The organism is Samsonia erythrinae, assembly GCF_004342665.1.
Classification (GTDB): Bacteria; Pseudomonadota; Gammaproteobacteria; order Enterobacterales; family Enterobacteriaceae; genus Samsonia; species Samsonia erythrinae.
Genome location: NZ_SMBY01000001.1, coordinates 426,238 through 438,908, shown reverse-complemented (window position 1 = coordinate 438,908; position 12,671 = coordinate 426,238). Strand labels below are relative to the sequence as shown.

Annotated in this window: 10 protein-coding genes; 7 read left to right on the top strand and 3 right to left on the bottom strand. The window is 50.6% G+C overall.

The features are described from left to right. The first annotated feature begins 105 nt into the window (after window positions 1-105). Window positions 106-873 (top strand): esterase, encoded by a 768-nt coding sequence (ybfF, locus tag EDC54_RS01960; RefSeq protein WP_132452706.1) that lies wholly within the window; start codon window positions 106-108, stop codon window positions 871-873. 288 nt (window positions 874-1,161) lie between these two features. Beyond that, complete coding sequence (gene ybfE, locus EDC54_RS01955; RefSeq protein ID WP_132452704.1) at window positions 1,162-1,443, top strand: LexA regulated protein; 282 nt, start codon at window positions 1,162-1,164, stop codon at window positions 1,441-1,443. A gap of 108 nt (window positions 1,444-1,551) precedes the next feature. On the opposite strand, the gene EDC54_RS01950 is transcribed toward ybfE, so the two are convergent. Continuing rightward, window positions 1,552-3,219 carry a methyl-accepting chemotaxis protein gene (locus tag EDC54_RS01950; RefSeq protein WP_132452702.1) on the bottom strand — a complete coding sequence of 556 codons (1,668 nt, stop codon included), beginning with the start codon at window positions 3,217-3,219 and terminating at the stop codon, window positions 1,552-1,554. An 891-nt stretch (window positions 3,220-4,110) separates the two neighbouring features. On the opposite strand from EDC54_RS01950, the gene fldA reads away from it, so the two are divergent. After that, window positions 4,111-4,638 (top strand): flavodoxin FldA, encoded by a 528-nt coding sequence (gene fldA, locus EDC54_RS01945; RefSeq protein WP_132452700.1) that lies wholly within the window; start codon window positions 4,111-4,113, stop codon window positions 4,636-4,638. 334 nt (window positions 4,639-4,972) lie between these two features. Next, entirely contained in the window at window positions 4,973-5,425 is a 453-nt protein-coding gene (gene fur / locus EDC54_RS01940; protein ID WP_132452698.1) for a ferric iron uptake transcriptional regulator, read from the top strand. Between the two features lie 62 nt (window positions 5,426-5,487). On the opposite strand, the gene glnS is transcribed toward fur, so the two are convergent. Together glnS and nagE are read right to left on the bottom strand one after the other, a co-directional pair. Further along, window positions 5,488-7,146: a glutamine--tRNA ligase gene (gene glnS / locus EDC54_RS01935; protein WP_132452696.1), complete on the bottom strand. Its 1,659-nt coding sequence runs from the start codon at window positions 7,144-7,146 to the stop codon at window positions 5,488-5,490. Window positions 7,147-7,320: 174 nt separating this feature from the next. After that, window positions 7,321-8,817 carry an N-acetylglucosamine-specific PTS transporter subunit IIBC gene (gene nagE / locus EDC54_RS01930; RefSeq protein WP_132452694.1) on the bottom strand — a complete coding sequence of 499 codons (1,497 nt, stop codon included), beginning with the start codon at window positions 8,815-8,817 and terminating at the stop codon, window positions 7,321-7,323. A gap of 348 nt (window positions 8,818-9,165) precedes the next feature. Between nagE and nagB the strand changes: the two genes are divergently transcribed. The 3 genes from nagB (at window position 9,166) to nagC (ending at window position 12,461) form a co-directional block, all read left to right on the top strand. After that, entirely contained in the window at window positions 9,166-9,966 is an 801-nt protein-coding gene (gene nagB / locus EDC54_RS01925) for a glucosamine-6-phosphate deaminase (protein ID WP_132452692.1), read from the top strand. Between the two features lie 19 nt (window positions 9,967-9,985). Next, on the top strand, window positions 9,986-11,131 hold the full coding sequence (gene nagA, locus EDC54_RS01920) for an N-acetylglucosamine-6-phosphate deacetylase (protein WP_132453616.1): 1,146 nt from the start codon (window positions 9,986-9,988) through the stop codon (window positions 11,129-11,131). A gap of 106 nt (window positions 11,132-11,237) precedes the next feature. Further along, window positions 11,238-12,461, top strand: a complete 1,224-nt coding sequence (nagC, locus tag EDC54_RS01915; RefSeq protein ID WP_132452690.1) for a DNA-binding transcriptional regulator NagC — start codon at window positions 11,238-11,240, stop codon at window positions 12,459-12,461. Window positions 12,462-12,671 lie beyond the last annotated feature (210 nt).

Below are 12,671 nucleotides of genomic sequence, written 5' to 3'. Positions count from 1 at the left end.
TAGGTGATAGTTTCTCTTTAAGTATCAGGCCTTGTTCCTTCTGCGACCACATCGATTCTAAAGTCATGATACCCTAAGCGCATGTCTCCTTGAATGAACTTCACCATGAAATTGAATCATCGCAGGCTTTATGCGCATCAGCCCACAGGCAAACGTCCCATCGTCCTGATCCACGGCCTGTTTGGCACATTAGATAACCTTGGCGTACTCGGGCGGGATTTGCAAAATACCCATGACATCCTGCAAATCGATCTACGCAACCACGGTCTGTCACCGCGTTCACCGCAGATGAACTATCCGGCGATGGCGCAGGACGTGCTGACACTGCTGGACGAGCTCAGCATCGAACGCGCTATTATTATCGGCCACTCGATGGGGGGGAAAGTCGCGATGGCGCTTAGCGCGCTGATCCCCGAACGACTGGACAAACTGGTGGCAATCGATATTGCCCCGGTGGATTATCAGGTACGCCGCCATGACACCATTTTCGCCGCGTTACGCGCAGTCACAAACGCAGGTCTGACGTCACGCGCGGAAGCTGCGGCATTAATGCGCCAGTATATAAGTGAAGAAGGCGTCATTCAGTTTTTGCTGAAATCCTTCCAACAGGGCGAGTGGCGTTTTAACGTTTCGGTGCTATGGGAAGAATACGAACACATCGTTGGCTGGCAAGACGTCCCTGCCTGGGACGGGCCTATTCTGTTTATACGCGGCGGCGACTCCCCTTATCTGGACGACCAATATCGCGCTTCGCTGCTACGCCAGTTCCCTGCGGCGCGCGCACACGTCGTCAGCGGCGCGGGCCATTGGGTTCACTCAGAAAAACCAGAGGCGGTGTTACGCGCCATCCACCGTTTTTTGGATGCGGAGTAACCAGAAGGCGCCCACACTGGCGGATTCACGGCGACGGGGCAGTTTAACCGTTGTCGCTGCCAGCACGGCTAGGGTATGATGGCGTCCGCAGTAGAAGGACGGCTAATTTAGCCCGGCATATTAACGACATCATCAAAATACACGCCTGACTTCCCGGCATGTTTTACATCAAGGAAAACGCGATCTGGCCATCCTGTTGCAGGATGAAATCAGGCATCGGTTTATCCGTGTAGCAGGTCGCGGCAACGCCGTGTGTTTTGGTCCGAATACCTTGCAGCATCATTACTTATGGCAAAAGAACAAACGGATCGCACGACGCTGGATCTGTTCGCAGATGAACGTCGTCCGGGCCGTCCCAAAACCAATCCGCTCACGCGTGACGAACAACTGAGAATTAATAAACGTAATCAGCTGCGCCGCGACAAAGTGCGCGGGTTACGTCGGATTGAATTAAAGATTAACAGCGACGCCGTTGACATCCTCAATGGCCTGGCTGAAGCGCGGAACATTAGCCGCAGTGAATTGATCGAGCAAATGCTGCTGGCGCAGCTGGCCAAACAGCAATCCTGACCGACACCGAATGGTTTTTACTTCTTGTGCGGCGCCATTTCTGACGCCGCCTGAGTCTTTATTCTGGATACACCACGTTTTCCAGGATGCCCCAGCCTGAGTTCTCAATCAGAATTTTTCCCAGTTATCATTGCTCGCAGGCAGCGCTTTACCTGCTCGCGGGGCGATCACCTGTGTTTTTTGCGCAGGTTTTGCCGCCACTTGCAGTTTTGACTGCTGCTCAGACAGCTGGAACAGCGACACGGCCTGATTCAACAGCGCCGCCTGTTCTTCCAGCGACAGCGCTGCCGAAGAGGCCTGTTCAACCAATGCGGCGTTTTGCTGCGTGACGCTGTCCATTTCCGCGACAGCCTGACCAACCTGTGCAATACCTTTGCTCTGTTCTTCCGATGCCGAGGCAATCTCACCCATGATGTCCGTTACGTTAGTGACCGCACGAACGATATCTTGCATGGTACTACCAGCATCGCTCACCAGATTGGAACCGGTATCGACACAGCGCACCGATTCAGAAATCAACCCTTCAATCTCTTTTGCCGCCTGAGCGCTGCGCTGCGCCAGACTACGAACTTCGCCTGCCACAACCGCAAAACCACGGCCTTGCTCACCCGCGCGCGCCGCTTCTACCGCAGCGTTCAGCGCCAGAATGTTGGTCTGGAATGCAATCCCGTTAATGACGGTGGTAATCTCTGCGATTTTTCTTGAGCTGCCGGAAATTTCCGCCATGGTTTTCACCACATTCTCAACGATCTCGCCGCCTTTCTTCGCCGTCGTGGAGGCCTGTAATGCCAGTTGGCTGGCATGATTCGCATTTTCGGCGTTCTGCTTCACCGTTGCCGTCAGTTGTTCCATGCTGGCTGCGGTCTCTTCCAGCGCGGAAGCCTGCTCTTCGGTGCGTGATGACAAATCGTTGTTGCCAGCGGCAATCTCAGACGCGCCCTGATAGATGGAGTCGGTGCTGTTTCTGATCGTGCTGACGGTATTCGCCAAACTGCCCTGCATATCTCGCAGAAGCGGGAACAAACGGCCAACACAGTTTTTACCAAAATCCAGAATCGGTTTACCCAGATTACCGGACGCAATGACGCTAAAGTGGTCGCGCAGGGTGTTCAGCGGACGCACCAGATTAATCACCAGGTAACGATCGGTCAGAAACAGCATGATCAGACCGATAGCCAGTCCCCCCAGCAGAATATTCTGTCCAATCACCGTAATATGTTCAAACCGTGCGCCTGCCGCATCGAACTTTTCCGCACTCGCCTTACTAAAGGCCGACAGCGACGCGCCGAACTGGCGGCTCAGCGGCGGTACAACCTCTTTGGCCTGATTCTGGTAGTCATCCAACGCATTGGCGGCAGCCTTTTGATATAACGGCTCCACGCCCTGTACGATCAGATTATTCCAGTCGCGACTCACTGCCTGAACTAACGCATCATCCAGACTGGCGTGATGGATCGCGTTAAAGGCGACCAGATCGGCTTTCAGTTTATCCAGCGCCGCTAATGATGAAGCCTGCTCTTTGTCCGCCGTTGCATTATCGCCATTGCGCCGCGCATCAACCGCGCGCGCCAAACGGGTTACCATACGGAAGTATTGATCATTACCCTGGTTGATGAAGTTCATGTTCTGAACGAGCAAGGTGCTGGTTTTTGAGGTTGTCGTCATCTCTTTAAATGAAAACAGAGTATATGCCGACACCCCTCCCCAAAGGACGCAAAAACAGCCCAGTACCCACAGCATAGCTGTTCTGATGGCAATGTTTTTTATAAATTTCATAGCTCACTCCAAATCAGGAAAATGTTCGAATAGATTTTTATCGCTAATCAACATGTATGAATCACAAATCACACAACGAAACAGGCCACTTCTCCCTAGCGTTCAAATTTCTCTGAGTTGAAAAAACAAAAATCACGTTAACTCATCGGCCAAATTCGGAGAATATTTAGCATTCTTGCTATATTTCTTAATACAATTTTCCCACTGATAATAAAATCGCTTCCTTATAGGCATACCAGAGAAGAATGTGAGGGCTGCACAGCCATCCTTTCTGAATATAAAGATGCAACATCCCCTCAATCCGTTTACATCACCCGAAGCAGGTGTTAATTTTTTCTTTATATATCAATGAAATAAAATCACCTTTTATTCCCGACGCGTTGGTGTATATAAATGATTACTATTTCTACTTGATTTGATTAGGAATATTCCCAGCAAATGTTAAAAAGCTCAATGCAATGAAAACATTATCTTTTGTGTATGTTTTTATTTCTTTGGCGATGATTTTCATAGCAGAGCCGTAGCAGATTGCTGCAACACGTTTATTTTCTGCATACCCTAGTCTGCTTTTAATTACAGACTAAACAATGTGATAAAAATGAAATGTTGATTTATGAAAAATGAAACATCGGCGGAATAGGTAATTCCCATCTTGTTCAGGAAATGTGCTTTTAATCGCAGACGGTGGAGAAATGCGTTTTTATCATGATCGTTTTGATTGTTGAAACAGAACATTTTTCATACTTTTTCCTGTCTCGCATTTTACAAGCGCTGGATTTACACATCCTGTACCGATACGAGTTTCTCCTGATGTGAGTGTCTGTTATTATTAGCGAATAAGTGGGTGAAAAATCACACCATACCATTATGAATCAAGAGGTTATTTAATTCATGGCACTCATCGGAATATTTTTTGGCAGTGACACTGGCAACACGGAAAACATCGCCAAAACCATCCAGCAGCAGTTAGGCACCCACGTGGCAGAGGTTCACGACATCGCAAAAAGCAGCAAAGAAGACCTCGAAGGTTTCGATATTCTGCTGCTGGGTATTCCAACCTGGTATTACGGTGAAGCCCAATGTGATTGGGATGATTTTTTCCCATCACTGGAAGAAATTGATTTTACAGGAAAACTGGTTGCACTGTTTGGTTGTGGCGATCAGGAAGACTACGCGGAATACTTCTGTGATGCCATGGGGACTATCCGCGACATCATTGAGCCACGCGGTGCGACAATTGTCGGCCACTGGCCGACAGAAGGCTACTACTTTGAAGCTTCAAAAGGGTTAGCCGACGATAATCACTTCGTGGGTCTGGCCATTGATGAAGACCGTCAGCCCGAACTGACCAGTGAACGTGTGAGCACCTGGGTGAAACAAATCAGCGAAGAGCTGAACCTGAAAGAATTGATTGGCTGAGACGGTTTGGCTCTGATAGTCATTCCTATCAGAGCCAAAATAGAATTGATAGGTAAAACCTTTCATAATAATTGATACATTTTTTTAACTTCCGCCCGTAAACCTGTACAATAATCCCATCGGTTTTATACGTGCATTACCGTTTTCTCCATTTACTCATACCAGACGGCACTGTATACCTGTAGTGTGAGTGGGGACAATGTTGTTAACATTCCTTTGTTTTCATTTTGTATGCACGGTTCTATAATTGAGACGTCATCACATTTTTTGAGCCGACCGATGTCATAGGCTAGGCAGCCTCCATTGATTAAGTAAGCAACAGGACTAAACCCGCATGACTGACAACAATACCGCATTAAAGAAGGCCGGCCTGAAAGTTACGCTTCCCAGATTGAAAATTCTGGAAGTGTTACAGGATCCTGAGTGCCATCACGTCAGTGCGGAAGATTTATACAAGAAACTGATTGATATGGGTGAAGAGATTGGCCTCGCCACGGTCTATCGCGTACTCAACCAGTTTGATGATGCCGGTATCGTCACACGTCACAACTTTGAAGGCGGTAAATCTGTCTTCGAGCTGACGCAGCAGCATCATCACGACCACCTCATTTGCCTCGACTGCGGCAAAGTCATTGAATTCCGTGATGAGTCTATCGAAGCACGTCAGCGCGAGATCTCAAAAAGACACGGTATCAAACTGACAAACCACAGTTTATATCTATACGGACATTGCAGTGAAGGGGATTGCCGCGAAGACGAAACCCTGCATGATGACCCCGCGAAATAAAACAAACGCATAAAAAAATAAAACCGCCGAGGCGGTTTTATTTTTATCGATTATCCGGCGATTCAACCAGCCCAAGTATCACGCAGGCCAACGGTGCGGTTAAACACCAGATGTTCTGCGCTGGAATAAACGCGATCGGCGCAGAAGTAGCCTTCGCGTTCAAACTGGTACGCTTTCTCTGCTTCCGCTTGCGCCAGACTCGCTTCCACAAAACCCTGCGTGATTTTCAGTGAGTCCGGGTTTATCGTCGACAGAAAATCATCCGCCGCGCCAGGGTTTGCCACGCTAAACAGGCGATCGTATAAACGGAATTCCGCCGGCAGCGCATGCGCCGCAGAGACCCAGTGGATCACGCCTTTAACCTTGCGACCGTCAGCCGGATCCTTGCTCAGAGTATCCGCATCATAGCGACAGAAAATTGTCGTAATGACGCCCTGCTCATCTTTCTCAATGCGTTCCGCTTTGATCACGTAGGCATTACGCAAACGGACTTCTTTGCCCAATACCAGACGCTTGTACTGTTTATTGGCTTCTTCCCGGAAGTCAGCGCGATCGATATAAATTTCACGACTGAATGCCACCTGACGTGACCCCATTTCCGGTTTGTTCGGATGATTTGGCATCATAACGAACTCTTCGTGATCAGCCGGCAGGTTCTCGATCACCACTTTGACCGGATCCAATACCGCCATCGCACGCGGCGCGTTTTCATTCAAATCGTCGCGAATGCAGGATTCAAGCGCAGCCATCTCCACGTTGTTGTCCTGCTTCGTTACGCCAATACGCAAACAGAATTCGCGGATAGCAGCAGCGCTATAGCCGCGACGACGCAGACCCGAAATCGTCGGCATGCGCGGATCGTCCCACCCTTCAACAATCTTTTCCGACACCAGTTGATTCAGCTTGCGCTTGGACATAATGGCGTATTCAAGATTCAGACGGGAAAATTCGTACTGGCGCGGGCGACAAGAGATCGTGATGTTATCCAGAACCCAGTCGTACAGACGGCGGTTATCCTGAAATTCAAGCGTGCAAAGCGAATGCGTCACCCCTTCCAGCGCATCGGAAATGCAGTGGGTAAAGTCATACATCGGGTAGATGCACCACTTGTTGCCCGTCTGGTGGTGATCGGCAAATTTAATGCGGTACAGGACCGGGTCGCGCATGACAATAAAAGACGACGCCATATCGATTTTTGCGCGCAGACAGGCCGTACCTTCTGCAAATCCGCCGTTACGCATTTTTTCAAACAGCGCCAGATTTTCCTGAACGGAACGATCGCGATATGGGCTGTTCTTGCCCGGCGCTGTCAATGTCCCCCGATATTCACGGATTTGCTCGGGCGTCAGCTCATCAACATAAGCCAGCCCTTTACCGATCAGCTCAACCGCATAGGCGTGCAGCTGATCGAAGTAATCAGAAGAATAGCGAACGTCACCGCTCCATGAAAAACCCAGCCACTGAACGTCACGTTTGATCGATTCGACATATTCGATATCTTCTTTTACCGGGTTGGTGTCGTCAAAACGCAGGTTGCATTGCCCCTGATAATCACGCGCGATACCGAAATTCAGGCAGATAGACTTTGCGTGCCCGATATGCAGATAGCCGTTCGGCTCTGGCGGGAAACGCGTCTGAATATGGTCATGCTTACCGGACGCCAGATCTTCATCAATAATCTGACGGATAAAGTTGGTTGGGCGGGCTTCAGCCTCACTCATTCTTCAGTCCTCAATGCTAAAACGACGTATAACCGCTAATGATCCAACAAGCTACGCCGGGAAACAACCGTTAGTTTCATTTAATTCTTCATAACGAAAAAAAAGGCGAGATAGCCATCTCGCCTTATCAATCCCCTCGGCATCAGGCCGCGCTAAATGCGGCAGCGCCGTCATTTATGCCTTATCGCGCTCCACTTTCAGCGCGTTCGCGATCGATTCCGCCTGAGTGCCCACAACAATCTGTACGCTTTGCTTATTCAGACGAATAACCCCCGCGGCACCAAGACGTCTCGCCTGCGCATCATCAACCAAAGAGGCATCCGCCACGTTCAAACGCAGGCGGGTAATGCAGGCATCAATAGCGATCAGATTAGCTTTCCCTCCCAGCGCCTGTAGGTAGCCCCGCGCCAATGCTTGTTCGTCACTTGATTTCTCGCCCGCCGACGCCGTGCTCACGTCATAGCCATCCGCTTCGCTACCGCTTACGGCCAGCTCACGCCCCGGTGTTAACAGATTGAAGCGGGTAATGGTAAAACGGAACACCACATAATAAATGACAAAGAACGCTAAGCCCTGCGCGATCAGCATGTACCACTGGGTTGCCAGCGGGTTGCGCGAAGACAGCGCCATGTCCACCAGACCTGCACTAAAACCAAAACCGGAGATCCAGTGCATACTGGCCGCGATAAACACGGAAACCCCGGTCAACAGCGCGTGCAGGAAATACAGCGCCGGAGCGACAAACATGAATGAGAACTCCAGCGGCTCGGTAATGCCGGTGAAGAAGGAAGCAAACGCCGCCGCCAGCATAATCCCGGCGACTTTACTTTTGTTTTCAGGACGTGCGCAGTGATAAATCGCCAGCGCGGCTCCGGGCAGGCCGAACATCATTATCGGGAAGAAACCCGCCTGATAACGCCCGGTGATCCCTACCACGGCTTTACCGGAATCGATAGACTGTTGGCCAGCCAGGAAGTTAGGAATATCGTTGATGCCCGCGACGTCGAACCAGAACACGGAGTTCAGAGCATGGTGTAACCCAACGGGGATCAGTAACCGGTTAAAGAAGGCATAAACCCCAGCGCCAGCCGACCCCAGTTGCTGAATATGCTCACCGAACGACACCAGCGCATTGTAAATCACCGGCCACACGTACATTAAAATAAACGCGACCAGGATCATCAGAAAAGAAACCAGAATCGGCACTAAGCGGCGTCCGCTGAAGAACGACAGCGCTTTCGGCAATGCGACCTGACTGTAGCGGTTATATAGCTCGGCGGAAATCACACCGACCAAAATCCCGATAAACTGATTTTCAATCTTGTCAAACGCGACAGGCACTTGCTCAACCGGGATCCGTTGGATCATGGCGACAACGGCCGGCGAACACAGCGTGGTCAGCACCAGAAAGCCCACAAAGCCGGTCAATGCCGCCGCGCCATCTTTATCTCTCGACATGCCGTAAGCGACACCGACCGCAAACAACACCGCCATATGTCCGATAATCGCATCACCCGATTTGATCAGGAGCGCCGCTAATGCGTTCTCGCTTCCCCAGCCAACCGGATCAATCCAGTAACCTATCCCCATCAGGATAGCGGCAGCAGGCAGCGTTGCGACAGGCACCATCAATGCCCGGCCAACTTTTTGTAAATAGCTCAGAGTACTCACGTTTCCCTCTCTTACCTTTACAAGGTAAATGAAATGTTGTGGGGCAAACAAACCTGCCGGTAAATCTCACTGCCAAAAAACTTCATTGTCGAAAAAACCATTGTTAAAAATCGTGGCCAGCGGTAATTCTCAGGGGAGTGTAAGAAAAATAATTCGCCTCACAAATTAAATCCCGTAATTATGTGATAAAAATCACCAAAAAACTGCATGTGTAAAGTTTAAACCTGAATAAAATCCCAACTTATTTCAAGATTAAAAAAAACAGAGTAGACTAATTTTAATGCATAACAAACGCGCGACTGGCGCGGTGATACATTTTAATTCCACCAAAAAATCAGGAGAGCGCTGATGAGACTCATTCCCCTAGCCACCGCCGCCGATGTCGGCAGATGGGCAGCCCGACACATCGCAGAAAGAATTAACGCTTTCAAGCCCAGCGCAGATCGCCCTTTTATTCTGGGGTTGCCGACAGGCAGTTCACCGCTGGAAGCTTACAAGTCGCTGGTCGCCATGCACAAGGCGGGCTTAGTGAGTTTCAAACACGTTGTGACCTTCAATATGGATGAATATGTCGGCCTGCCAACCGATCACCCGGAAAGCTATCATACCTTCATGCATCAGAATTTTTTCAATCACGTTGATATTCCGCGTGAAAATATTAACCTGCTAAATGGCAACGCAGAAGACACCACAGCAGAATGTCGTCGCTATGAAGAGAAAATAAAGTCTTACGGCAAGATCCATCTTTTCATGGGCGGCGTAGGCAACGACGGGCATATTGCTTTCAATGAACCCGCGTCTTCTCTGGCGTCCCGCACCCGTATCAAAACGCTGACGGAAGAAACCCGAACGGCGAATTCCCGTTTCTTCGGCGGGGACGTCAGTCAGGTGCCGAAATTTGCCCTGACCGTGGGCGTTGGTACATTACTGGATGCCGAAGAGGTCATGATTCTGGCGACCGGTCGCAACAAAGCGCTGGCGCTACAGGCCGCGGTAGAAGGCAACGTTAACCATATGTGGACGATCAGTTGTCTACAGCTGCATGCTAAAGCCATCATCGTTTGCGACGAGCCGTCAACGATGGAATTGAAGGTGAAAACCGTTAAATATTTCCGTGAGTTAGAAACGGAAAGTATGAAAAATCTCTAATCAATCGCGGGAGTTGATGATGTACGCGTTAACCCATAGCCGAATTTTCACCGGCCACCAGATTCTGAATCATCACGCCGTTGTCATTGCGGATGGACTGATTGAGCGTATCTGCCCGCTCGCCGATCTCCCTGAGGATGTTGAGCAATTTGATCTGGGCGGCGCATTTCTTACCCCGGGTTTTATCGATCTCCAGTTGAACGGCTGCGGCGGCGTGCAATTCAACGACTCGCTGGATACGATCTCCGTCAAGACGCTGGAGACCATGCAGCAGGCGAACCAGCGTTCAGGCTGTACCAGTTTTTTACCCACGCTGATTACCTCCAGTGATGCGTTTATCATGCATAGCGTCAACGTCATGCGGGACTGGCTGGCACGGAATAAGCATCAGGCGCTTGGGCTCCATCTTGAAGGCCCCTGGCTGAACGTGATAAAAAAAGGCACGCATGACGCGGCCTATATTCGCCAACCGACGCAGGAACTCGTCGACTTTCTGTGCGCCAATGCGGACACCATTACGAAAATCACACTGGCCCCGGAAGAAGTCGAACCCGCCGTCATCCGTCAGTTAACGGCGGCCGGTATCGTTGTATCCGCCGGGCATTCCAACGCGAGCTGGGAGCAAGCCAAGCAAGGCTTTGCCGCCGGCATTCGCTTCGCCACCCACTTGTTTAACGCGATGCCGTCGCTCACCGGTCGCGAACCCGGGCTGGTTGGCGCGATTTACGACGCGCCGGAAGTCTATTGCGGTATTATCGCCGATGGCCGCCACGTGGACTGGGCGAACATTCGCAACAGCAAACGCATCAAAGGCGATAAACTGGTGCTGGTCACCGACGCGACGGCACCGGCGGGCGCGGATATTGATCAGTTCACTTTTGCCGGTAAAACCATCTATTATCGCGATGGTGTTTGTGTCGATGATCAAGGTACGCTGAGCGGTTCCGCACTGACGATGATCGAAGCCGTGCGTAACAGCGTGGAATATGCCGGTATCGCACTGGATGAAGCCATTCGCATGGCAACGCTGTATCCTGCGCGCGCCATCGGCGTCGACAAGCAATTAGGCAGCATCGAGAGCGGTAAAGTGGCAAACCTGACCGTCTTTAACCGTGATTATCAGATTCTCAAGACGTTTGTGAACGGCAGCCCCGTCTGGGGATAAGGCAAAAATATCTTGAGGTAAAGCGTAAAAGCGTTGCGATAAGCCCCTTCAGGCTTATCCGGCGTTGATGCATATCGTGCGTTAACCCTAAGCGAGTAATCTTTTCATGACAACAAGCGGACAAGCGCAGATAGGAAATATCGATCTGGTTAAGCAATTGAATAGCGCGGTGGTATATCGCCTGATTGACCAGCAAGGCCCCATTTCACGTATTCAGATAGCAGAACAGAGCCAGCTTGCCCCCGCCAGCGTTACAAAAATCACCCGCCAACTGCTGGAACGCGGATTAATCAAAGAAGTCGATCAGCAAGCCTCCACGGGCGGCAGACGCGCCATTTCCATTATCACAGAAAATCGCCCTTTCCATACCATCGCTGTACGCCTTGGCCGCAACGACGCCACCATCGCGCTATACGACTTGCAGGGCAAGGCGTTAGAAGAAGCGCATTATGCGCTACCGGAAAACACGCAGGAAACGCTGGAAAACGCGCTCTTTCTGGCTATCGGCGGCTTTATCGCCAACCACCAGCGCCGCATTCGTGAACTCGTCGCCATTTCTGTGGTGCTGCCAGGGCTGGTTGACCCGGTTGGGGGTATCATCCGCTATATGCCCCACATCAGCGTAGACAACTGGCCGCTGGTTAAAAACCTGCAACGCCGCTTTGGCGTCACCAGTTTTGTCGGCCACGATATCCGCAGTCTGGCGCTAGCCGAACACTATTTTGGCGTCACCCATGACTCACTGGACTCTATTCTGGTGCGCGTTCACCGCGGAACCGGCGCGGGTATCCTCGTTAATGGTCAAATCTTTCTTGGTAAGAATGGCAACGTGGGTGAAATCGGTCATATCCAGATCGATCCGCTCGGTGAACGCTGCCACTGCGGCAATTTCGGCTGTCTGGAGACGGTGGTCTCTAATGCAGCAATAGAACAGCGGGTACAGCATTTGCTGCGCCAGGGCTACCCCAGCAAACTCTCTGCGGAAAACTGTTCGATTTCGGCGATCTGTAAAGCGGCAAACCGGGGCGATGCCCTTGCCCATGACGTTATCGAGCAGGCTGGTCTTTATCTCGGTAAAGCGCTTTCCATCGCCATCAACCTGTTTAACCCGCAGAAAATCGTCATTGCCGGTGAAATCACCGCGGCAGAAACAACGCTGCTTCCGGCCATTCAGCGCTGTATTAATACGCAGGTGCTGAAAGCGTTTCGCCATAACCTACCTATTGAGATTTCAACGCTCAACCCCCTTTCCGCCATCAGCGCGTTTGCGTTGGTTAAACGGGCAATGCTGAACGGCGTACTGCTACAGCAGATACTCGAACACAGCTGATTGTCTATCCGACCGGTAAAACCGGATTGTGTAATCACTAAAAATCCGGCTTCCCCCCGCTTTAAATTTATCGAATTCTCAATGAAAAACGGATTAAATTAAACAAAAACCATCAGGATGACTTTTTTCATTAAACAATATTGAATTTATATGGCGATTTGATGCTAAATCAAAGGCACTGAAGCCGTATTTGTCATCATTGGGAGTCCT